This is a genomic window from Bacillus swezeyi (assembly GCF_030908325.1).
Taxonomy (GTDB): Bacteria; Bacillota; Bacilli; order Bacillales; family Bacillaceae; genus Bacillus; species Bacillus swezeyi.
In genome coordinates this window covers 970,342-993,447 of record NZ_CP133085.1, presented here as the reverse complement: position 1 = coordinate 993,447, position 23,106 = coordinate 970,342, and the positions used below count along the sequence as shown (strand labels likewise).

Sequence of the window (23,106 nt, the reverse complement as noted above, 5' to 3'; positions counted from 1 at the left end):
AGATTCAAAAAGGCGGTTCTGCCTTGATGCAGACCCGCCTTTTTTCTTATTTTACCCATTCCACGACTTGATCAAGCTCCCGTCTTGTTTTAGGACGCGGCTCTTTGACACGATAGCCGAAAGCTGCCATAACTGAAATGTCAAATTTCCCTTCTTCAAGCAGCCCCTCTTTTTCCAAAATTTCATGCACTTGATCATAATCAAAGCCTTCAATCGGACAGGAGTCAATACCGATCATCGCTGCGGTGGTCATCATGTTGCCGAGTGCGATATACGTTTGCTTAGAGACCCAATCAAATATCGCTCGATCGCTTTCAAGCAAATGAAAATCCGACTCTTGAAATTTACTCAATACGCCGTCTTTTTTAATCATGTTCTCCATGATTTCAGGCGGCATTTTTTTGACATCGTTCAGCTGATGGGCGATATAGTCGGAATCATACTTCATTTCCTGCGCCGTCCGGCCGAGCAGCAAAACGAAATGGCTTGCCGTCGGAAGCTGTCCTTGCGCTCCCCATGAGACTGTCCGCAGCTTTTCGCGCAATTCTTCGTTTTGAATGACAAGAAATTTCCACGGTTCAAGACCGAATGAAGTCGGTGATAATCTGCCCGTTTCTAAAATAAACTGAAAATCTTCGTCTGAAATCTTTTTATTGGGGTCAAATTCTTTCGCGGCATGTCTAAAACGAAATGCGTCAAGAATTTCTTGTTTTTTTATTTGATCTGCCATCGTATTCCCTCTCCTTTAAGCGTAATTTCTTTCTCATTTACATTTTAATCTTTATAATGAAACATAAAAAGTACGCACATTTTTGTGGCATAGTATCATTTTTTATACTAAGGAGAGATGATGATGGAAAAACATGCGGCAGACTGCGGAACACAGGGAGGATATTCATGCCCGGTGGAAGCGACGATTGATATTATCGGCGGCAAATGGAAAAGTGTGATTTTGTTTCATTTAATCGATGAGAAAAAACGTTTTAATGAACTGCGCCGTTTAATCCCCGGGGTGACGCAGCGGATGCTGACCCTCCAGCTTCGCGAACTGGAGCGCGACGGAATCGTCCATCGCGAAATTTACAAACAGGTCCCGCCGAAAGTCGAATACCGATTAACAGCGTTCGGCGAGACTCTGATTCCGATCATTCACCAAATGATGAACTGGGGAATGTCATATGCGGCTAAAATCAGTGAAGCGCGAAACAGATCGGCTGCTGAAAAGCTTTAATTTCAGTTGGCCGGTTCAACTTTTAATAAAAAATCTTTAATCTTTTTGAAATACTCCTCCGGATTTTGGCGAAACCCGCCGACATGCCCGGCTCCTTCAATTAAATAGAGCCTTTTGATTCCTTTTTTTCGTTCATATAGGTTTTTAGCCATTTGCGGCGGTACAAGCTGATCATCTGTGCCGTGAATAATGAAAAGCGGCGTGTCTGTCTGTTCAAGATCGCTGACTGGGGAAATATCAGCAAGCCCCCATCCATGCCGGCGTTTAATCAGGCTGCTTGTCAATGGAATGAGAAACGGCACGGCCAATTTGACGGCCGCTTTCAGCTGAAAGCGGCAAAGTTCGGTTAAATCGCTGAAACAGGAATCAGCAATGCAAAATTGAATTCTGCGGTCTTGCTTCATCAGCTCAATGGCAGCTGCCGCTCCCAGCGATTCACCGTGCACCCCGATCCAAAGATCTTTGCCAAGCTTGTTTTCAAGCTCATCCGCCCACATCGCCAAATCATTTTTTTCATAAAACCCGTAAGAAACGTGTGATCCTCCGCTTAACCCGTGGCATCTGCTGTCGCAAAGCAGGACATGGTAGCCGAGCGACTGGAACAGCTCGACATATTTATAGCCGCCAAACAGCGACCATTTGATGCCATGGGCGATCATGACGGCTTTCCTGCTCTCCGGAACGGGAAAAAGCATCGCATGCAGCCGGCAGCCGTCTTCAGAGGTCAAAAACAGCTCCTCTTTTTGGCTTGAATCAAAGACATCATCAATGATTTCCCCGTTTTTGACTCCGCTAAAAAAGGTCTCCTCATAACTGCTCCTGTTCGGCAGTACAAACAAATAACTGACAATCAGACTGACGGCGAAAATGCTGAGCCCCAGCCCCAAAATAATCAACAGAATTCCGATCCACACGGCCCTCACCCTTTACATTCTGTTTTATCACATTGTATTCTGAATTGATTTGGGCGTGAGTGTGAAGAATTTACATTAGACCTATTCCTGTATATAGCACCTATCGTACCGATTTCTCGGAACTAGAATGGGGGCGGCTGACTTGAAAGAAACATTCACCTGATTCAGCAAAAAGGATTTTACCTTCACGATAAGCGATCCGGCAAAACAATTTTTAGCATTCAGCAAACGCACGATTTATGTATGTTTCCATTCAAAGGACGAACTCATCATCATTGCTTGGAATTGGTCGTTTTTGCCGCTCGATCTTTTGATTTCAACCAGCGGCCTCATCAGCATATATTTACACAAAAATGAGCGGACGTTATGAAAAAACGCCGCCCCTATTTCTCTTGTTTTAACAATCTGTTCCTGACTGCAAGCCATCGCATTTTGGGTATTCAGCGGAGATTTCGATCCCGTTTGCTGATCTTTCAACCTATTTTTAACGATTATCCGCATTCTGATGATCGAAGACATCGTTACGAAAGACCATTTCCAAGCTGAACGACTTTAGCCTTTCCGGAGCTGTCTCTTAAAACCCCCCTCGTATCAAATACGACTTTTGCATGTTCTAAAAGCATTTCTTTCGGGAGTTCGGCATGGTCTGTTAAAACAACGACACAGTCATATTCTTTCAATGTCTTGGAATCTATCGGCCTGCTGTACAGCTTTTTGCCGTGAAGATCAAGCTCAGGAACATGCGGATCATGATAGGAAACATCTGCCCCCATCCCGATCAGCTTCTCTATAATATCGAGGGATTTCGATTCGCGGACATCGGCCACATTCCGTTTGTAGGTAACACCGTAGATTAAAATATTTGCCTCAGTTGTCTTTTCTTTTTCTGCCAATTGCAGCGAACGTTCCGCGATATAGCGGACGATTTTTTCATTCGTCACTTCTGACAGCTCAATGAAATCGCTGGAGAGGCCGGTCTTTTTAATCACAAATTGCAAATATAAAGGGTCTACAGGAATACAATGGCCGCCGATTCCCGGTCCGGGATAGAACGCAGCAAATCCGTAAGGCTTCGTGCTTGCCGCTCTGATGACTTCCCACACATCCACCCCGATCCGGTCGCAAATCATCGCGAATTCATTAATAAATGATATATTAATGAACCTGTACGTATTCTCCAACAGCTTTGTCAGCTCGGCTGTTTCAGGAGATGTCACCGGTACGACCTCTTGATAAATGCCGCTGTATAATTGATGGACCTGGTCAAGGCATGCTTTCGTCGTTCCCCCCACCACTTTCGGAACGACTTCGATCGGGAACTGGTTGCCGGGATCTACACGTTCGGGGGAATAGGCCAAATAAAAATCCTTCCCGCAAATCAGACCGCTTGTTTCCAAAATCGGTTTGACGAGCTCTCTTGTCGTACCCGGATATGTTGAGCTTTCCAAAACGACGAGCTGGCCTTTTTGCAAGTGCTCGCTGATTGTTTGCGCCGCTTTTTTCACATAAGCCAAATCTGGCCCCGAGTCATCATTAAGCGGAGTCGGCACGCAAATGATGACCGCATCAGCTTCTCTGATCAGCCGATAATCTGAAACAGGGTGAAAAAAACCGGCATCTATGCCGCTCCGCACCGTTTCGCCTTTAATATCAGATATATAGCTGTTTCCCTTTTTCAAAGATTTGATCTTTGCTTCGTCCAAATCAACACCGATAACCGGCATTCCTTTTGATATCAATAACATGGCCAAGGGCAGACCAACAAACCCTAGGCCTATGATCGCTATCTTTTTGTTTTGGCTTTCTTGATTGTTGTTCATTTATGAAATCGCCCCTTCTATACACTCCTTCAATAAAATATGTTTCTTATCTTTTTTTGAAAGGGACGATTTACCATTTTGCAAACCTATTTCTTTTTCATATCAGCCGTTTGAAATGATGAAAGAGGCAGTTCAACAACCCGCCTCAACAATGCGGATTGATAAATACCAAAGATCGTTTCCAGCGCTTTTTTTCCCTCATGTCCGTCAATTAAGAGCGGTTCGTCTGACTCCACGGCATTTATGAAAGTTTCGTACATCAAAACCTGCTCATCCTGAAGAGCGGCCAGCTTTGCCAATTCTTCGAAATCGGTCTCTTCCCCGTGAATAAACCAGCGGCTGATCCGGTTTAAAGAAGGACCTTCCAAAGAAATCGTGCCGTTTGCGCCAAAAATAGACAGCGAGCTTCCGAGATTGTTCGGCTGTGTGATGATATTGGCTTCGATCACACCTTTTGCCAGGCTGCCGAAAGTCAGGACGCCCACTGCCACATCTTCTGTTTCCTTATCAGGAGCGGCGGCCAGTATGTCTCCGTAAACACTTTCCACATCTCCCAAAAACCATTGCAGAAGATCAATCAGATGGATTCCTTGATTGACGAGCATACCGCCGTCTTTTTCCCAGCCGCCCCGCCATGATGCTGCTGCATAATAGGCAGGAGACCGGTTCAGGCGGAGCGTAACCGTCCCTAAGTATGGCCTTCCTAATTTTCCTTGCTCTATCGTTTCTTTTATTTTTTTCATGATCGGCCGGTGGCGCATTTGATGGCACACCATAAGCTTCAGATTGTTTTGCTCTGCCAGCTCGATGATGTCATCCGCATCTTTCAATGACAGTGTCATTGGTTTTTCCAGAATGACATGCTTTCCCGCCAGCAAAGATTGTCTGGCCATTTCTGCATGCAATCCGGAAACAGCTGCAATGATAACAGCATCTATTTTTTGGTCGTGAAGCATATCTCTATAGTTCTGATAGCGCACAATGCTTTCGATGCGCCCTGAACAGACGGCATAATATTCACCCGCCTCATCCATCCTTTCTTTTTGCAAATCACTCACGGCTGCTAATTCGGCCTCTTTGCATTTACTAAGAGCATGCAGATGTTTTCTTGAAATAGATCCGCAGCCGATGACTCCAAATCGCACACTCACTTTAACCCTCTCCCCTTTTCAGCAATACGGAAATAATTTGATCCTGCTCTTCTTTTAATAAAAAAGGGTGCATCGGGATAGCGAAAAGCTTTTCTGATAAAGATTCAGCAACCGGGAAATCCCCTTTTTTATATGGCAAAAAGGAGTAAACGTCTTGGAGATGAAGGCAGCGCGGATAATAAATGCCTGACTGGATCTGATGTTCTTGCAATGTATTCATCATCTCATCGCGTTTTTCCGCTCCGAGGCAATAGAGATGGTAAATGTGGGAGCGATCTTCTTTTTCTTTCGGCAGCTCTAAATCGGAAACCCCTGATAAGGCCCGCTGATACCGCTTGGCAATGTTTCTTCTTTGCTCGTTCCAGCTATCAATTTTCTCCAAGATAATCAGCAAAATCGCTGCGTGCAATTCATCCAGACGGCTGTTAAAACCGATTTGGTTGTGAAAGTATTTTTTCCTTGTACCATGGGTTCTGAGCGATCTTATCTTTCGGGCTGCATCACGATCCGAAGTCGTCACCATTCCCCCGTCACCAAGTGTTCCTAAGTTTTTGGTAGGAAAAAATGAGAAACAGGCCGCATCCCCGAGGCTGCCGACGGGACGGCCTTTATACTCCGCCCCAAATGCTTGGCAGGCGTCTTCAATAACAAAAAGCCCGTGTTTTTTAGCAATCGCCATGATGTCGTCCATATCAGCGGGCTGGCCGAAAATATGAACAGGAATAATCGCTTTTGTTGCCGTTGTGATTTTTTCTTCTATTTTTGCCGGATCAATATTGTATGTTTCCGGATCAACATCCGCAAACACAGGCGTCGCACCGACTCTTGAGACGGCTTCAGCACTGGCGAAAAAAGTGAATGGAGTGGTGATGACTTCGTCACCCTCCCCGATGCCGTAAGCTTGGAGTGTAAGCACTAAAGCATCCGTGCCATTGGCAACCGCGACCGCCTCTTCTACCCCGAGCCTTTCAGCTATCCTCTTCTCCAGCAATTTGACTTTTGGCCCCAATATATATTGCCCGCTTTCTAACACACATTCGAACTCATTTAAAATATCGTCTTTTACCTCTTGAAACTGCTGTTTTAAATTGATTAGCGGAATCATTTATTTTCCTCCTTGTTCGACAGAATCCCAAGATAATTTATGATTCCATATCGCAGCTTGCCACGGCTGAAGAATTTTTCAAAAGCCAAATTCTGCAGCTTTGCATGTCCGATGCGGCTTATAGCGGTAAATAGACAGCCTATAGCAATAAAAAAAGAAATTCATAACATATTAAGAAAAATAGAAAGGCAATTGCATAGGTATTCTTCAAGCAAACAGGCATCCAAATCTAGTCTGCATTTTCAGAGAGCAGCCAAAGTTATTTACATCAGAAGAAAGGAAGGTTGCTTTTATGCAAAACAAAATAAATTTGCGAAAGAGATGGATTGATCAAATGAGACCCTATTTCCTTTTTTTAAAAAACGTCTTGTCCCCTGATCCTGATCAGCGAAAACAGCCTGTTTTCATTACAGATTGGATGAAATCTCTATGAACCAGCCGCCAAAAATATTAATCACTGGAGCAGGCGGATTTACCGGCCGACATGCATGCCGCCACTTTTCGCAAGCGGGATTTGATGTAACAGCTATAGCAAGAACCAATACCCCTGACAGCCAAGTCAAAGTTGAGTATTGCAACCTAACAGATCAAGATGCTGTAGCCAGTTTAGTGAAAAAAACAAAACCGCAGTATTTGCTTCATTTAGCCGGACAAAACCATGTCGGGCAGTCTTGGCTTGATCCTGTTTCATCTTTGGAAAACAATCTCTTATCCACTTTGTATGTAATAGAAGCACTTCGCCATGAACATCCGGAATGTAAAATTTGTGTAGCCGGCTCAGTTTTGCAGTTTGACCTTAACGATCTATCTGCTCTTCCACACCCATACAGCTTAAGCAAAACACTGCAAGTCCTAATTGCTCAGGCATGGGAGATTCTTTATAACATGCAGATTATCATTGCCAAGCCTTCGAATTTAATAGGACCTGGCTTTTCAAAAGGCGTTTGCTCGATTTTTGCTCAGAAAATTGCGGATATGGAAGCAAGCAAAGCGGATCAGGTTCTTGAAATCGATAACTTGAACGTTCAGCGGGATTTTTTAGATGTAAGAGATGTTGTACGCGCCTATGAAATTCTTTTAACAAAAGGGGAATCAGGGGAAGTATATGAGGTGGCCTCTGGCAGGAGCTATTCTCTTAACGAAGTGGTCAGCATTTATAGAAAACTGACAGCAATAGATTTTGAGATAAAGTCACGAGTAAATGAAAAGATCAACACAAAACTGGACCTGAATCCTGCGAAAATGATGAGCTTAGGCTGGAAACCAGTTATTCCACTGGAATCATCACTAGCAGATATTTTGAATTTTTATCGTTGTAAATAAGTGAATATAAGTACTTGAGAAAAACTGTGGAGAATTTATTAAGCGATGATCAGCCGAAAAGGAGGGAAGGCATTGAGTCCAAATCAAACAAGACCTTTACCCCGAGTACTGGTTAATTCATTGCCAAAAAGCGGAACACATCTGCTGCTGCAAATGATTCTCGGTATTCCGGGAATGATCATTACTCCCGCATGGATCATAGAAGATAAAGATTTAGACTTGATCAATTCAGGCAGCGTAGGGCCAGGTCATCTCGTTCATTCAGCCGAACGGGCACAGTTTTTAAAACAAAAAGATATAAAGGTGATTTTTATCAGCAGAGATCTTCGGGATGTTGCTGTATCACTTGTTCACTTTGTGATGTTAAATAAATGGGGCAACCACCCTTGGACTCCATATTTGAAAAATTTAAAAACACATGATGAACGGCTGCTTGCAATGATAAACGGTGTGCATTTAACGAAGGAAGAGCAAGCTGAATTTCAGATCACACATATTCCAAATATAAGACAAATTTCTAAAGATAAATTGGAGTGGCAGCATCAGCCCGGCATTTGCACTGTAACGTTTGAGGAGCTTGTATATGATGAAGATTCCCAAAATCAGTCTATCATGAGAATCCTGGATTATTTATGGGAGGATCTGAAGGATTTACATTTAACAAAGATCGAATTATTACAAAAAATAAAACAAAATATCGTTCCAGAGAACTCAGGAACATTCAGGAAAGGAAGAATAGGGGATTTGAAACATGAATTCACAGAAACACACAAAGAAGCTTTTAAAAAAGTTGCAGGTGAGCTTCTTATTCAATTGGGATACGAAAAAGATAATAACTGGTAAACGAAACAATGTCTATGATTCAAAATGCAGCAATATGTCTCTCACCCTATACAACATATGACACCTAGTCGATGGTAATTTTAAAATTTCATCGAAGCTTGAATTGTTTTCTGTGATGACCTTTCGACGATATTCGTTCTAAAAAGCTAATCTTCATTTGAAAGGTGGAATATAAATTGAGAGATGTAGGAATTGTTATGCCTGTTTATAAACAAACACCTGAATATTTAAAGCTGGCGCTGCAGTCGGTTTTGCAACAAAGCTATCAACATTTTGATTTTGTGATCGTTTCGGACGGCGCTCCCCCTGAAACCGTTGCTGTCATCAAAGATATAACAAAAGAAGACGACCGAGTGCACATCATTCTAAAGGAAAAAAACGAAGGTGTGGCAAAAACCTTAAACATTGGGTTTGATTATTTGATGAAGAAAGAAGAGATTAAATATTTCACATGGGTTTCAAGTGATAATATTTATTATTCATCTTTTATCGAAAAGCTCCGGCATGCATTGGAAACAGCGTCCGACAATGTTGGGCTGTCTTTCAGCAGCTTTCGGCATATTGATCATAAAGGGGATGCTTTAAAAGAACCAAGCTTAGAGGAATTTTACAAATATCAAAATCAGCCGAAAGAGAATCTCCTTGATGTTTGTTTTATCGGTGTATCCTTTATGTACAAGAAACAATTCGCGATGATGATTGACGGATATCACCTTGAGCCTGTCGAAGATTATGAATACTGGCTTCGACTGACAGAGCATTGTGATATTGTCTTTATAGAAGAGGTTCTAATGGAATATCGAACCAATTCCCCGCTGAGTGTATCAGCTAAACTCAGAAACTCAAAAGAAGAGCATCGCAGATGGAGATATGCTTTTAACCTCGCTAGACATCAAGCAAGAAACCGAAGACATATCCCTTACCTATTAACAATAATATATCCTGTTCAAGACGGATCGGAAAATACAATCGAAAGGCTGGAACAATTGTTAGAACAATCATTTAGCAATTATAAGCTCATTATTATTGATCGAACATTGGATCAATCTGCCATTCAAACAATCCGGAATATAGAAGATCCGAGAGTTGTCTTGATTGACCTACCAGGCGGCTCTGAAATAGAAGCTATTCGTAAAGGTATAGTTAAAGCGGATACACCTTTCACGTTAATTTATGGAAAAGGGACATTTCCGTCTTCAATACTTGCATTGTACGACATGATCATTAAAGGAGTCGATTTGAAAGAACAACCCGAACAATCTCCGGGTGCGATTATTGATAATGGTTATCGCCTTACGGGCACTCGTTCTATTATATTGGGAGAAGATTATGAGTTTGGGGAACTTTATGACACAGCAATATTGAAAATCAACTTATTTCAAAACAAGCAGCACATCCGCTTACCGAAAGTATTAGTCAATTCCGTACCAAAAAGCGGAACTCATTTACTGCTCCAAATTATCCTCGGAATTCCCGGAATGAGACGGACCGATTTCTGGGTTTTCGAAGAAAAGCATTTAAAAGATCTTAAACCAGGATACACAGCAACAGGCCACTTTGCACATTCAGCAGATCGAGAAAAAATTGTAAATGAAACAGATATCAAAACAATATTTATTTATAGGGATTTAAGAGATATAGCAGTTTCACTTGTCCATTTTGTGATGATCAACAAATATAATCATCCATGGAATCCATTTATGAAAAATCATTTAAAAAACCACGATGAACGGCTGATGGCTATCATAAAAGGAGCTTCACTAAATAAAGAAGAACAAGCTAAATATGGAATTGGCTTGCTGCCGAATATATATGATTTCACAAAAAGATTTTTACAATGGGCGCAAGCTTCCGGAATCTGCATCGTGACTTTTGAAGACCTTATGCGCGATGAAGCTTCGCAAAATAAAACCATCACGAACATCATCGATTTCTTATGGGATGATCTTCAATCATTAAATTTATCAAAACAACAATTGCTTCAAAAAATGAAACAAAATATTCATTCCAGTGCTTCGGATACTTTTAGAAAAGGGAGTATAGGTGACTGGAAAGAAGAATTTAATGAGAGACATAAGGAAGCGTTTAAAGAAATCGCTGGCGACGCATTGATCCAATTAGGATACGAAAAAGATAACAACTGGTAAAAGGAAAAGCAGAGGCAGCTGGGAACATCAGACCGTTCAGGCCGGTTCCCGGCTTTTTAACAGCTTAAAATCATGATGATCTTTGCAGTGTTTGAAATATATCTCAACATAAAAAATCCCTTTGAAAGGGATTTTTTAATCATGTTTTAACTGATGAATCATATTCAAAAAATGTTCCGCGTATTTTTCCGGCGCGAAATGGTCTTCAATGTGTTTTAGAGCATTCCGTCTAATCTCTTCTCTTAATGCAGCAATTGAAATGAGCTCTTTTCCTTCTTGTACCGCTTGATTGATGTCTCCGAGTACAAAAAACTTCCCTGTTACATTATGTGTGATAAAACTGCGTACTCCGTCGGAATCGGTTGTCAGGACGGGACACCTGCAAACCATCGCTTCAAGCACAGCATATCCGAACCCTTCTACTTTAGAGGTGGAGCATAAAAAACCTCCTGAGTCGCCAATGATAGAAAAGTATTCGGCCATTTTTTGATGCGGCTGGTTTGCATAAACGGTCAGATGCTCTTTCAAATTCAGCTCGTTTATTCTTTCTTCAAAAGCGCTTCTTTCTTCTTCTTCCGCCAATGTACTATCTTCAAACATCCAAAGCTGAATAGAAGGATTTTCTTGAACTAATTTCGCTCCGATCGATAAAAAATCTTTCCAGTTTTTATTTTCTTCAAGCCGTCCCACCCAGCCGATTATAGGTCCGTTCTTTTTTGGAAGTGCTTGATAATGAAATTCATTTGTATTGAAGCAATTATTAAAACAAAATTTAACTTTGTCAGGAAAATACTTTTCAAATGCTTGCTGAAGGTGCGGCGTCTGCGGATATAAAATCGCATCACTGCATTCATTGACGATAGAATAAGCATGTATTTTCAAAAATTCATCTACATACTCTTTGCTGTTTCCCAACCCCTGCACTTCATAAATCAAGAGTCCTTGATAGCCAAATTCCCTTATGGTTTTCAATAGAAGAAGATCTGAGCCGACTACAATGGCATCATAATTCCCTTTTAGTATAATCTCTTTAATTTCGTCTTCATAATTCGTTATAAAAATAGAAGTATTCACTGTATTTTGCAGTCCTGTTCCTTCTTGCAAATACAAAAAGTCGCAATTTACCCCATATTGCTTAAGAGCGTAAAAACGCTGCCGGTTTAACGTTTCCACACCTCCGCTCGGTACAAAAAAGGTAAAGAGAATCTTTAATGCGGGTTCTTCAATTTTTCCGTCAGCATCATGGACAGTCGTTTCGCCGGCTTCACTCAATTTCCAGCAGCCAAACAGATCAGATTCGTTTTCAGCCGGTTTTCTGTTCATATGTTCCAAAATTTCAGATTGTGTTTTTGCTTTACTCCAAATTCTTATTTCTTCAAGTTTTCCGATAAAGTCGCGGGAGCCAGATCCCTTAAAAACTCCCGATGGGACAACCGTTTTAAAGGAGCTGACATTTCCCTTTTTAACAAATTGCCCGTTTATATAGAGTGATGGTATTTTATCATGATAGACCAGCGCAACATGCGTCCAGTCATATAAAGGCGAGGGAAAGGTAAAAGCCAAAATCTCTGTTAGAACCGCTTCATGTTCGTATACTTTAATCCCTTTTACTCCAAGTGAAATCCCAACACCGGCCAGGAAAGGACCACCGCCTTCTCCATGTACGCCGGAAACTGGTATCACTGCATACCGTTCCTCCTTTGCTTCGGGAACTGGTTTGGCCCAAAACTCTATTGTGAATGTATTTTGAATATCCACGAATAAATGTTTTGTTATACTTTTATGATTATCATGAAATGTATGGTACAACATCACAGAGATCCCTCCAACATTCTTTTTATCATCATATGCTCATTCCAGTTTTCGGAGTAGACCTCTGTCCTTTCTCCATTAAAACAGCCGATTCTCTCAGACAGCTTCATTATTTAACAGAGAACCTCCGGTGTTTAACCATACCGCGAAGCTATCGAAGCATAAAATAACTTAGACATCATATATGTTGTCCTCCTCACCTGTTTTTTGTATTTTTTACAGGGGGAATGGCTATGAGAAAGCTGATCATTTTTGCAGTTATAGGATTTTTCGCCCAGCTCATTGACGGTTCGCTGGGAATGGCTTACGGCGTTACTTCGTCATCGCTTTTGCTGACGCTCGGAATCGCTCCGGCGGTAGCTTCGGCATCGATTCACCTTGCAGAAGTCGTGACCACCGCCGCTTCAGGTGTTTCTCATGTGAAATTTGGAAATGTCGACCGCTCGGCTGTATACAAATTGATCATCCCCGGTTCTGTTGGGGCATTTACGGGGGCATGCTTTTTGAGCAGCCTGCCGGGCGATGCTGTCAAACCTTTTATTTCCTTGTTTCTATTCATATTAGGGATATATGTCCTGTTTCGTTTTTTATTCAAATTTAATCCAAGCGGTCAGAAAAAATCGATTGATTTGACTAGAAAACAGTCAATCGCTTTAGGGCTGGTCGCAGGATTTGCGGACGCAACCGGCGGTGGCGGTTGGGGCCCAATCACGACCCCTGTATTGTTGTCAAAAAAAGGAGCTTCCGTTAGAAAAACCGTCGGTACAGTAGATACAAGCGAGTTTGCTATTGCGATTTCTGCTACTGCCGGTTTTTTGATTTCATTAGGCTGGGAAGAAGTTAATTGGACATGGACGATTGCCCTTATGTTAGGCGGAATTGCTGCAGCCCCTATTGCCGCCTGGCTTGTGCGGATTCTGCCTGCATATTTGCTGGGGGTTCTTGTCGGAGGTTTTATTATCATAACCAATGTCCGGACTCTGATTCTTTTCTGGTCGATCAACGGCATATGGAGTGCCGCCATTTACACAATCTTATTGATCGGCTGGGGGCTTTCCATTTTTTACGCGGTACGCCATCATCGAAAGAATATATAAAAAAGCACAAGATATCCCTCCATATGTCCGCTGACTTTTTGCCACAAAACAAAAGCCTACTTGACAAGTAAGCTTTTGTTTTTTTATCTGTTTAATTTTCCTTCTAATAACTGTTTATTATGAAGAACAGACTTATCATTAGGACGATATTTCCGCGCCTTTTCGTTATGTTGATACGATTTTTCAAAATCCCCTAAGTTATAGTAGCAGACACACATTTGCAGATGAGGATACCAAGTGTAGTAGGCAGGATAGCTGAAACTCCATTTATTTGTGTCGGGAACCAATTTCGTCGCCTGATCGTACCAGTATATGGCCGCCTGAAATTCACGTCTGCGCTGAAAATTATAGCCGATCCTGCTGCACGTCTCAGCACGCGGTGTTTTAGAAAATTCAAATGACTGAAACAGCGATCTCAATTCATTGTCCAAATCTCCGAGAAAACGATAGCAGTCGCCTTTATTTATGCACGCATAAACTTTATCTTCAATCCAGCCTTCTTTCATTTCTATGTTTTGATTATAGCTTTCAATCGCTTTTTCATAATGCCTGTTTTCTCTTAATTCATTTCCGTAGTAAAAATAATCTCTCGGAGAAAACTCATCGCCCCGATCAATTTTCTGCTGGTAGATATTGAGATTTCGTCCGACGGAATGGCGGATTTTTTTATGTGTGACAGAGATATCGGCATTGATAATATGACCGTAAACCTCGAGATACTGGTGGCAGTCGCCTCTCCATTTAAAGTTTTTCTCCCTTTTCACCAAACGGTTGCGGCGGTATCTTAGTGTCACATTTCCGTATTCGTCCGTCCCTGCATCATAGTACATCGACACTGAATCAACCGATGGATCAAGCGTTTCTTTCAATTCTTTTAATTTCTTTTGATCTTCTTCATGCAGGACATCATCCGCATCTAAATAAAGGATGTAATCTTTCGTGGCATGCTTAAATGATTCGTTTCTGGCTGCCGCAAAATTGCCGATCCATTCAAAGAAAAAAACGCGGTCTGTGTATTGCTTCGCGATTTCGACCGTTTTGTCAGTCGACCCCGTATCGACAATATTGATTTCATCTACGATGTCTTTCACGGTATCAAGACATCTTGCCAATACTTCTTCTTCATTTTTTACAATCATACATAGACTGATCGTGACCAAAATGTTCACTCCTTATCGTTATATCTTCACCTCAATAGATTATGACTGAAGCAAGCTTCTTGTTTGTACCATTATCATGGGTCATCCTTCGAAAAGAGTTTGGATGTATAACACGGAAACTTCCATTCATCGCTGAATATAGATAGTACTAGGGAAATTTCGTTAATAGGAGGATACCAATGGCTCAAAAAAATGAACTGGATTTACTTTTAAGTTTGCTGGAGCTTGCCAGTGAACATGAAATCACTCAAATGACGGCAGAAGAAAACTGGGAGGAAGCTGAACACATCATCAAAGATAGACTGAAAGCCGATCCATTTGATATTGTCATGCTCATCAGTTTAGGTTTTATATATGAAAAAAAGAATCACATTCAACAAGCGATTGAACTGTATGATGATGCTGCTTTTTTTATGAATCTCGTGCAGAAAGAGAAATTGTATCGGGAGAAAAACAGTCTTTTCCGCAGCATTGAAAGAGTTCGGCCGAAAATCGTCTTCTTTGTCAAACCGAATTTGGATACGTTTATAGACCCTGTAATCGACCATCTTTCCCATTCATACAGAACGGTGAAGATGGTCGTGACAGACCTAAAACAAATCGACAAGGGCATGAAATGGGCAGATATTTGCTGGTTCGAATGGTGTGACAACTTAATCGTTTATGGAAGCAAACTGCCTCTTGCCCATAAAAAAGCATTAATTTGCAGGCTTCACAGCTATGAAGCTTTTACAGCATATATTTATCAAGTTCGCTGGAATACCGTGGATCAAGTCATTTTTGACGGAAAACACATGGAGCAATACGTCGTTCACCAAGTTGAAAGTCTGAAAAATACACAGACTGCTGCAATCCCAAACGGGGTAAAATTAGACCAGTATACGTTTAAAGAGCGTGAAAAAGGGTTTCATATTGCATATGTCGGATACATCAATTATAAAAAAGGTCCGATGCTTTTATTGCACGCTTTCAAAGCTATTCATGACAAAGATCCAAGGTACAAATTGTTTATCGCCGGCCAATATCAAGACATTCGCTATCAATTATATTTTAAACAGATGATTGAAGAACTTCATTTACAGGACAGCGTTCAAATGGACGGCTGGCAGAGCGATATCAACCGATACTTGGAAGATAAGCATTATCTCATTTCAACAAGTCTCTTGGAAAGCCAGCAAATGTCGGTCATGGAAGCGATGGCAAAAGGAATTAAACCTCTTGTCCACAACTTTTACGGCGCTAAAACAATTTATGATGAAAACTTTGTATGGAACACGATTGATGAACTGGTCGACATGGTCACTGAACATAACGATTCACCACATCAATATCGGGCTTTTATTGAAGAGCATTATTCGTTTCAAAAACAAATGAAGAAAATAGAAGAAACCATCTCACGATTGGCAAAATCGGCAAAAATGAGTGACCGCACAGCCATTCTCAACCTGCCTAAAATTACAGTCGGAATCGTCAATTACAATTACGCCCGTTTTTTAGACCAATGCCTTCAGTCTGTGATCAATCAGACGTATCCGAATATGGAAATCATCATTGTGGATGATCATTCTACCGATGGTTCGATTGAAAAAATAAATGCTTTTAAAGAAAAGTATCCCCATATTAAAACGATATACCACCAAGAAAATTCAGGTATGGCGGATACGGCATTCGCAGAGATTTTCGAAGAAGCAACAGGGGAATATGTAATGCCTGTCAGCGCAGATGACTTTTTGGCGCATGACAGTGTGCTCTGTGATTTAATGGAGTGTTTTGATGAACAAGAGAATGTAGATTATGTATACGGAGATTTTTTATTAGTCGATTCTGACGGCAAAACGATCGGAAGCTGGACTTATCAATCATATACAGACGATGAAGTGATACGTCGTGTGTTTGAAAGAGGAGGGTCCGGCGTGTATCCAATGGTAGGATTGTTCAAATTGTCTTTTTATCGCAACCATAACTACTCCTGGGTAGCCGATTGTAAGAATCTATATGCCGGTGACACGCTGAATAGTATCGTCAATATTAAGCGCGGCTGGAAATACCATTATTTAAATAAACCTGTTTATTGCTATCGAAGACATCAAAAAAGTTTTACTTACAATATAGACAAAAGAATACCGTCTATTATTCATGTAATGGAATATATTATTGAGCATTTTAGTGAAGATGTCTATTTGCCTTACATCAATTGGAACGAACTTGAGGAAACTCACCGAAAAGCATTGAAATATTTTACCATCGGCAAAATCTATGCAGATACAGCAAAGGATTATCAAAATAACGGATTTACACGGCACCTTGACGAAGAAGCGAAGAAGAAGTGTGTCCGGCCTTTGGTTGAAAAAATGCTTAGCTATTTTAATTTGAGTCTGGTTTCCGGAAAGTCAGTATATAAGAAAGACATCGATCATATAAAAGAGGAGATGGACCAGTTGCTGATATCAATCTGACTGACCTGCATTTGAATTAATATGAATCAGAGGGCTGTCTGATAAGCATGAGCTTATCGGCCAGTCCTTTTATTTTTGAATTCCGTTCTTCATAAAAAAGAGGCGCATGAAAGCCGACGGCTTTCATGCACCCCTTCTAAAACACATTAGAGGGTTTAAATGCTATATTCATAGCTGCTGCTACAATCATAATTGAGTCCCAGAAACAAAGTTAAGTTAACTCAATCTTGATTGATTAAGGAACTGTCGGGTTTGTTGCAATGCTGCACCGCCAGTTGGACCTGTTGGGCCTGTTGGGCCTGTTGGTCCCGTTGGACCTGTCGGGCCTGTTGGACCTGTCGGGCCTGTTGGGCCTGTTGGGCCTGTCGGGCCTGTTGGGCCTGTCGCTCCGGTTGCTCCTGTTGGTCCTGTTGGGCCTGTCGCTCCGGTTGCTCCTGTTGGGCCTGTCGCTCCGGTTGCTCCTGTTGGGCCTGTCGCTCCGGTTGCTCCTGTTGGGCCTGTCGCTCCGGTTGCTCCTGTTGGACCTGTTGGGCCTGTCGGACCTGTCGCTCCGGTTGCTCCCGTTGCTCCTGTTGGGCCTGTCGCTCCGGTTGCTCCCGTTGCTCCTGTTGGGCCTGTCGCTCCGGTTGCTCCTGTTGGGCCTGTCGCTCCGGTTGCTCCTGTTGGGCCTGTCGCTCCGGTTGCTCCTGTTGGGCCTGTCGCTCCAGTTGCTCCCGTTGGACCTGTCGCTCCCGTTGCTCCTGTCGGACCTGTCGCTCCCGTTGGACCTGTCGCTCCGGTTGCTCCTGTCGGACCTGTTGGTCCTGTCGCTCCGGTTGCTCCTGTCGGACCTGTTGGTCCTGTCGCTCCAGTTGTTCCTGCCGGACCTGTCGGACCTGTTGGTCCTGTCGCTCCGGTTGCTCCTGTCGGACCTGTTGGACCTGTCGTTCCAGTTGTTCCTGCCGGACCTGTTGGTCCTGTCGGACCTGTTGGACCTGTCGCTCCGGTTGCTCCTGCCGGACCTGTTGGTCCTGTTGGTCCTGTCGGACCTGTCGCTCCGGTTGCTCCCGTTGCTCCTGTCGGACCGGTTGCTCCCGTTGCTCCTGTCGGACCGGTTGCTCCCGTTGCTCCTGTCGGACCGGTTGCTCCCGTTGCTCCTGTCGGACCGGTTGCTCCCGTTGCTCCTGTTGGTCCTGTCGCTCCGGTTGCTCCCGTTGCTCCTGTCGCTCCGGTTGCTCCCGTTGGACCTGTCGCTCCGGTTGCTCCCGTTGCTCCTGTCGCTCCGGTTGCTCCCGTTGCTCCTGTCGCTCCGGTTGCTCCCGTTGCTCCTGTTGGTCCTGTCGCTCCGGTTGCTCCCGTTGCTCCTGTTGGTCCTGTCGCTCCGGTTGCTCCCGTTGCTCCTGTTGGTCCTGTCGCTCCGGTTGCTCCCGTTGCTCCTGTTGCTCCCGTTGGACCTGCTGGGCCTGTCGGACCGGTTGGGCCTGTCGGGCCGGTTGGACCTACTCCACCACCTTCTGCATCTAGCAACGCTACATCATCTACAATGACATCAGCAGTACCTGCCTGCGGCAAAGTATTAATCAAGATAAAAGCCATAGTAGATCCGGCTGGAGCCGGCGCAGTCGTTTCATAAACTTCAAGCCATGTGTTATTTTCTACAACTGGCAATCTATTAAATGGTATATTTAAGAATAGACCTTGCCCTAAAAAGTTAAAAGCACTATCAAAATAAGAGACTTGAATTTGCACCTGAGGAGATGGAGCAAAGCCAGTTTTAGCAAGAGAAGCGAGAAATTCTAATCCTTCTCCTGCATCGACTGGTACAAATTGAGCAATAAATGAAGTGACATTTCCGCCTAGCAGTCTTGCAGACCAAAAACCCGTATGCGAAAACTGAGTTGTAACTATTGCATTTTGGCCAACCCAAGGTGGAAGTGCCCCTGTTTCAAAGCTACCATTTACAACTAAATTTTGAATCGACATCTAGGGTCTTAACCTCCCTTTTTCAAGATTAGCTTCAATTCCCTTTTTTCAAGATTGAAGCTAACATATACTATGTTTTCTCAAATAACTCGGTCACGTTATTTTCCATACGTTTAAAACACATTTTATAGCTATGTGAGGCTTCATATAAAAAAATTCACCCCAACGTTGCTGCCATTCAAAGTTGCCAAACTCTATTCTTCTTTCATTTCAAAAAAAATAAAAGGTGATGTTCTAAAAAGAACTTCCTCTCCTTTTAATGAAACAAAATCAGGTTTCTGTTTCTATTGAATCCTAGTGCAGAAGTTACGTTCGTCAGTTTTCAGGTTGATGAACCTTTTAGATTTTGCGCTCCTAATGAACCTTCTTCTCCTGTTACATTCAATAAAGAAACATCGTCTTCTAAAATATCTTCGGCTTCCTCTTAGCTGGATAAATTCACGGTTTCCATCAAGACAACAAAAAGTTCTCCTCCTTCTGCCGGAATAGGCTATGAATCTTGCAATGAATGAGATAAATGTTTCTCCTAAGGAGTCTTACCGAGAAAAAATGTGAACATGAAAATTGGTTTGCTGCGATTATCTTTACACCTGCCCTAGCTGGTAGGAGTACAATTTTAAAACCGCTGTAAACCACTCGTTCTTAAAAATCACCCCCACATCTATTTAATCTATCGACTGCAACTTTAATAGATATTAAAGCTTTATATACTATGATCTTTTCTCTCAAGCAGACACGTTATTCAACACAAACATTTTCACAAATTTCAATTTTTTTCGAAGAAAGAGCCTCAATTCATCACACGACCCGGATTACCTACAGCCGTTTTCCCAGCGGAAATGTCTTTTGTGATGACGGCTCCAGCTCCGATGACCGCATGTTCTCCGATGACAACCGATGGCAGCAATGTGGCATTATTGCCGATTTTCGCCCCCTTTTTAATAATCGGGCCTTGGTATTGATAATTGCCCATTCCCATATATTTATCATTTGATGTTGAGCAGCACGGACCGATAAATACTTCATCTTCAATTTTCATATCAGCCGTAATATAGCATCCCGTTTGAATGGTCACACGGCTTCCGATGTTTGTATTGTTCTCAACCATAGCGTTTCGTCCGATAATGCTTTCTTTGCCGACTGACACATTTTCACGGATGCTTGCCATGTCTCCCACAAACACTCCTTGGGCCAACAAGACATCCCGATAAATCACTGCATTTGAACCGATGACAGCATCGTCCTCAATTGTCAATGGAGCACCGGCTTTTTTCGGCTGGCGCGCCATTTTTTTATTTGAAGAAGCCGTTTTGCCAAGTACGGTCAAATCACCGACCTTCACTCTGCTTCCGATCTGCGTATCCATTTTAATAATGGCATGGTGACCAATCATTACATCGTCTCCAATTGTCACGTTTTCCTCAATCACGACATACTCTCCCAACACCACATTCTTACCGATCTTTGCGCTTTCATGAATCATCTTCACAGCCTCCGTTTCTCAGAAATGCCTTTTGCATCATATTCAATTCGCATGCAATCAGAAACGGCTTCACAAAAAAACACGGCCGCCAACAGGCGGACCGTGCTACTTCTCTCTTCTGGCAAAATCGACAAACCGGAATTTGTCAAGGCGGTGTCTGCTTTCCGTATATTGAAACAAAGTGGTGTCATCCAAGAAAACGAAGTTTTTCACAACGACGATTTGATCATATCCATTTAGGTCCAAATATTTTTGGTCCTCTTCCGTACACGGCTCCACGACGATTTCTTTATGGGCATAGCTGATGACAAGCCCGAGTTCGCCTTCGATATAGTGATAGATCGAATCCTCACATATCTCTTTTGTTAAAAGCGGCACGTTTTTGCGGATAAAATAATCCTTGTCCAGAATGACATGCTCCCCGTCAATGTTTCGGGAGCGGACGACGCGCCATACCTCTTCATCACCGGTGATCCGAAGCTGCTTTTGAATATAAGCGTCCGGATGGGTCAGGCCGAATTCATGCACCGTCGTTCTCGTCTCTTTGCCGAGCGTTTGGGAAAGCTCTTTAAAACTGACCAATCCGGAAACAGGGAACTGCATTTTCTCCCTGTTCAGCACAACAGAACCTTTTCCCTTAATTTTTTGGATGTATCCGTTTTGGACAAGTACGTTCAGCGCTTTCCGAACCGTTTCCCTTGACGTCTCATATTGTTCGGCAAGATCGTTTTCAGATGACAAAATATCCCCGGCGCTCAAAATACCTTTATCGATTTGTTCTGCGATTTCTTTGTAAATCATCACATATTTATTAACTTTCATTTATTACCACCCAGCTTAGTTTAGCACGGTTTGGCAAGATGATAAACTATCGATTGATAAGGTTTGACCTTAAAGCTTGCAAAGTGCTCCGGAGTATCGGCATCATTGGAAATGAGAACTTTGGCGGCATAGCCTTCAATGTCAATATCTTCGGGAAGGTGGAACTCAGTCTCTCTTCCGTAAAAATTATTGATCACCAAAAGCTTTTCATCCACTCCGTTTCTCACATATGCGTAAAGCTCTGGGTCATCTTCAAGAATCACCCGGTAATCACCCGTGGTGATAATGTCGTATTCTTTGCGCAGCTCATTCAGCTTCTTATAATGGTAGAAAATCGAATCGGGATCGCGCAGCGCTTCTTCCGCATTAATGTCTGTGTAGTTGTCTGGAACCGGAATCCACGGTGTTCCCGTTGTAAAACCGGCGTTTGCCTCCGCATTCCATTGAACGGGCGTACGCGAATTATCGCGGGACTTCGCCTTCAAAATCTCAAGGATTTCTTCTTCCGGTTTTCCTTCTTCTTTCATCAGCCGATACATATTCAAAGACTCCACATCCCGATAAAGGGAAATATCATCAAATTTCGGATTTGTCATTCCAAATTCTTCTCCCTGATAAATATAAGGAGTGCCTTGCAGCATATGGATCGCGGTTGCAAGCATTTTCGCCGACTTTTTCCGGTATTTCCCGTCATCTCCGTAACGCGAGACGATCCGCGGCTGATCATGGTTGCACCAGAACAGCGCGTTCCAGCCGCCGCCTTTATTCATCTCAATCTGCCATTCAGAAAGAATCTTTTTCAGCTTTAGAAAATCGAATTCGGAGAGCGCCCATTTTTCCCCGTTTGGATAGTCGGCTTTTAAATGATGAAAGTTAAACACCATATCGAGTTCTCGGCTTTCCGGGTTTGTGTAGCGGATGCAATCGGCAATCGTTGTCGATGACATTTCACCGACCGTCATGCTGTCATATTGAGAAAAAACCTCCCTGTTCATTTCGTGCAAAAATTCATGAACCCTTGGCCCGTCCGTATAAAACCTCCGTCCGTCACCGCTTTCATCATCGGGAAAACGCTGATCTTTCGAAATAACATTGATGACGTCAAGCCGGAAGCCGTCAATTCCTTTTTCAAACCAGAAATGCATCATTTCATACACTTTTTTTCTGACCGCTTCATTTTCCCAATTTAAATCAGCCTGTGTGACATCATAGAGATGCAAGTAATACTGCCCCGTCTTTTCATCAAACTTCCACGCGGAGCCGCCGAATTTTGACTCCCAGTTTGTCGGCGGAGAACCATCCGGTTTGACATTTTTCCAAATATAAAAATTGCGGTAAGGATGATCCTTGGCAGACGATGCCTCTTTAAACCATCTGTGCTCTGTTGATGTATGGTTGACGACAAGATCCATAATCACCTTCAGGCCGCGTTTGTGTGCTTCCTGTAAAAGCTGCTCAAAATCTTCCATTGTTCCGTATTCTTCATGAATCCGGTAATAATCGCTGATATCATAGCCATTGTCATTTTGCGGGGATTCATAAATCGGCGTCAGCCAAATCACATCACAGGCGAGTTCCCTTATATAATCAAGTTTTTCAATGATGCCCTGAATGTCGCCGACACCGCTCCCTGTCGTATCATTGAAGCTTTTCGGATAAATTTGATAGACTGTCGCTTTTTTCCACCATGGGTTTTGTTTTGTTTCCATTTTTTAGCACCACCGTTTTCTTCTATATGAAATGGGAAAAGGGAGTGACCAAAAACGCGTCCCTCTCCCTT

Annotated in this window: 18 protein-coding genes; 7 read left to right on the top strand and 11 right to left on the bottom strand. The window is 42.8% G+C overall.

Features of this window, described 5'->3' with window-relative positions:
- Nucleotides 1–46: 46 nt before the first annotated feature.
- Nucleotides 47–730: an NAD(P)H-dependent oxidoreductase gene (locus RBH91_RS04595; protein ID WP_076762385.1), complete on the bottom strand. Its 684-nt coding sequence runs from the start codon at nucleotides 728–730 to the stop codon at nucleotides 47–49.
- 123 nt (nucleotides 731–853) lie between these two features.
- On the opposite strand from RBH91_RS04595, the gene RBH91_RS04590 reads away from it, so the two are divergent.
- Nucleotides 854–1,231 (top strand): winged helix-turn-helix transcriptional regulator, encoded by a 378-nt coding sequence (locus tag RBH91_RS04590; protein ID WP_076762384.1) that lies wholly within the window; start codon nucleotides 854–856, stop codon nucleotides 1,229–1,231.
- A gap of 2 nt (nucleotides 1,232–1,233) precedes the next feature.
- Here RBH91_RS04590 and RBH91_RS04585 read toward each other — a convergent pair whose 3' ends face one another.
- Nucleotides 1,234–2,145 (bottom strand): alpha/beta hydrolase, encoded by a 912-nt coding sequence (locus RBH91_RS04585; RefSeq protein ID WP_307893637.1) that lies wholly within the window; start codon nucleotides 2,143–2,145, stop codon nucleotides 1,234–1,236.
- A 190-nt stretch (nucleotides 2,146–2,335) separates the two neighbouring features.
- Here RBH91_RS04585 and RBH91_RS04580 point away from each other — a divergent pair, with 190 nt between their 5' ends.
- Entirely contained in the window at nucleotides 2,336–2,515 is a 180-nt protein-coding gene (locus RBH91_RS04580) for a DUF5360 family protein (RefSeq protein ID WP_158027654.1), read from the top strand.
- Between the two features lie 151 nt (nucleotides 2,516–2,666).
- Here RBH91_RS04580 and RBH91_RS04575 read toward each other — a convergent pair whose 3' ends face one another.
- From RBH91_RS04575 to RBH91_RS04565, 3 genes are all read right to left on the bottom strand, one after another.
- Complete coding sequence (locus tag RBH91_RS04575) at nucleotides 2,667–3,965, bottom strand: nucleotide sugar dehydrogenase (RefSeq protein ID WP_307893636.1); 1,299 nt, start codon at nucleotides 3,963–3,965, stop codon at nucleotides 2,667–2,669.
- A gap of 86 nt (nucleotides 3,966–4,051) precedes the next feature.
- Entirely contained in the window at nucleotides 4,052–5,116 is a 1,065-nt protein-coding gene (locus RBH91_RS04570; protein ID WP_307893635.1) for a Gfo/Idh/MocA family protein, read from the bottom strand.
- 1 nt (nucleotide 5,117) lies between these two features.
- Nucleotides 5,118–6,221: a DegT/DnrJ/EryC1/StrS family aminotransferase gene (locus tag RBH91_RS04565; RefSeq protein WP_307893634.1), complete on the bottom strand. Its 1,104-nt coding sequence runs from the start codon at nucleotides 6,219–6,221 to the stop codon at nucleotides 5,118–5,120.
- Between the two features lie 414 nt (nucleotides 6,222–6,635).
- Here RBH91_RS04565 and RBH91_RS04560 point away from each other — a divergent pair, with 414 nt between their 5' ends.
- The 3 genes from RBH91_RS04560 (at nucleotide 6,636) to RBH91_RS04550 (ending at nucleotide 10,534) form a co-directional block, all read left to right on the top strand.
- The gene (locus RBH91_RS04560) at nucleotides 6,636–7,544 is read left to right on the top strand and encodes an NAD-dependent epimerase/dehydratase family protein (protein WP_307893633.1); all 909 of its coding nucleotides are present in this window, start codon (nucleotides 6,636–6,638) and stop codon (nucleotides 7,542–7,544) included.
- 72 nt (nucleotides 7,545–7,616) lie between these two features.
- Nucleotides 7,617–8,387, top strand: a complete 771-nt coding sequence (locus tag RBH91_RS04555; RefSeq protein ID WP_307893632.1) for a sulfotransferase domain-containing protein — start codon at nucleotides 7,617–7,619, stop codon at nucleotides 8,385–8,387.
- A gap of 164 nt (nucleotides 8,388–8,551) precedes the next feature.
- Entirely contained in the window at nucleotides 8,552–10,534 is a 1,983-nt protein-coding gene (locus tag RBH91_RS04550; protein WP_307893631.1) for a glycosyltransferase, read from the top strand.
- Nucleotides 10,535–10,669: 135 nt separating this feature from the next.
- On the opposite strand, the gene RBH91_RS04545 is transcribed toward RBH91_RS04550, so the two are convergent.
- Complete coding sequence (locus RBH91_RS04545; protein WP_307894667.1) at nucleotides 10,670–12,346, bottom strand: glycosyltransferase; 1,677 nt, start codon at nucleotides 12,344–12,346, stop codon at nucleotides 10,670–10,672.
- Between the two features lie 233 nt (nucleotides 12,347–12,579).
- On the opposite strand from RBH91_RS04545, the gene RBH91_RS04540 reads away from it, so the two are divergent.
- Nucleotides 12,580–13,443, top strand: coding sequence for a sulfite exporter TauE/SafE family protein (locus tag RBH91_RS04540; protein WP_307893630.1), 864 nt, complete (start codon nucleotides 12,580–12,582; stop codon nucleotides 13,441–13,443).
- 83 nt (nucleotides 13,444–13,526) lie between these two features.
- Here RBH91_RS04540 and RBH91_RS04535 read toward each other — a convergent pair whose 3' ends face one another.
- A complete protein-coding gene (locus tag RBH91_RS04535; protein WP_076762374.1) occupies nucleotides 13,527–14,603 on the bottom strand; it encodes a glycosyltransferase in 1,077 nt (358 codons plus the stop codon).
- A 179-nt stretch (nucleotides 14,604–14,782) separates the two neighbouring features.
- On the opposite strand from RBH91_RS04535, the gene RBH91_RS04530 reads away from it, so the two are divergent.
- On the top strand, nucleotides 14,783–17,059 hold the full coding sequence (locus tag RBH91_RS04530; RefSeq protein WP_307893629.1) for a glycosyltransferase: 2,277 nt from the start codon (nucleotides 14,783–14,785) through the stop codon (nucleotides 17,057–17,059).
- Nucleotides 17,060–17,275: 216 nt separating this feature from the next.
- Here RBH91_RS04530 and RBH91_RS04525 read toward each other — a convergent pair whose 3' ends face one another.
- From RBH91_RS04525 to treC, 4 genes are all read right to left on the bottom strand, one after another.
- On the bottom strand, nucleotides 17,276–19,021 hold the full coding sequence (locus tag RBH91_RS04525) for an NTTRR-F1 domain (protein ID WP_307893628.1): 1,746 nt from the start codon (nucleotides 19,019–19,021) through the stop codon (nucleotides 17,276–17,278).
- A gap of 790 nt (nucleotides 19,022–19,811) precedes the next feature.
- Nucleotides 19,812–20,504 carry an N-acetyltransferase gene (locus RBH91_RS04520; protein ID WP_307893627.1) on the bottom strand — a complete coding sequence of 231 codons (693 nt, stop codon included), beginning with the start codon at nucleotides 20,502–20,504 and terminating at the stop codon, nucleotides 19,812–19,814.
- 105 nt (nucleotides 20,505–20,609) lie between these two features.
- The gene (gene treR, locus RBH91_RS04515; protein ID WP_307893626.1) at nucleotides 20,610–21,326 is read right to left on the bottom strand and encodes a trehalose operon repressor; all 717 of its coding nucleotides are present in this window, start codon (nucleotides 21,324–21,326) and stop codon (nucleotides 20,610–20,612) included.
- 20 nt (nucleotides 21,327–21,346) lie between these two features.
- Complete coding sequence (treC, locus tag RBH91_RS04510; protein ID WP_307893625.1) at nucleotides 21,347–23,035, bottom strand: alpha,alpha-phosphotrehalase; 1,689 nt, start codon at nucleotides 23,033–23,035, stop codon at nucleotides 21,347–21,349.
- Between the last annotated feature and the right edge of the window lie 71 nt (nucleotides 23,036–23,106).

Bases quoted from the DNA above. Each gene is read 5' to 3' on its own strand.
- RBH91_RS04595 (WP_076762385.1), bottom strand. From the start codon at position 730: ATGGCAGATCAAATAAAAAAACAAGAAATTCTTGACGCATTTCGTTTT.
- RBH91_RS04590 (WP_076762384.1), top strand. From the start codon at position 854: ATGGAAAAACATGCGGCAGACTGCGGAACACAGGGAGGATATTCATGC.
- RBH91_RS04575 (WP_307893636.1), bottom strand. From the start codon at position 3,965: ATGAACAACAATCAAGAAAGCCAAAACAAAAAGATAGCGATCATAGGC.
- RBH91_RS04565 (WP_307893634.1), bottom strand. From the start codon at position 6,221: ATGATTCCGCTAATCAATTTAAAACAGCAGTTTCAAGAGGTAAAAGAC.
- RBH91_RS04545 (WP_307894667.1), bottom strand. From the start codon at position 12,346: ATGTTGTACCATACATTTCATGATAATCATAAAAGTATAACAAAACAT.
- RBH91_RS04540 (WP_307893630.1), top strand. From the start codon at position 12,580: ATGAGAAAGCTGATCATTTTTGCAGTTATAGGATTTTTCGCCCAGCTC.
- RBH91_RS04530 (WP_307893629.1), top strand. From the start codon at position 14,783: ATGGCTCAAAAAAATGAACTGGATTTACTTTTAAGTTTGCTGGAGCTT.
- RBH91_RS04525 (WP_307893628.1), bottom strand. From the start codon at position 19,021: ATGTCGATTCAAAATTTAGTTGTAAATGGTAGCTTTGAAACAGGGGCA.
- RBH91_RS04520 (WP_307893627.1), bottom strand. From the start codon at position 20,504: ATGATTCATGAAAGCGCAAAGATCGGTAAGAATGTGGTGTTGGGAGAG.
- treR (WP_307893626.1), bottom strand. From the start codon at position 21,326: ATGAAAGTTAATAAATATGTGATGATTTACAAAGAAATCGCAGAACAA.
- treC (WP_307893625.1), bottom strand. From the start codon at position 23,035: ATGGAAACAAAACAAAACCCATGGTGGAAAAAAGCGACAGTCTATCAA.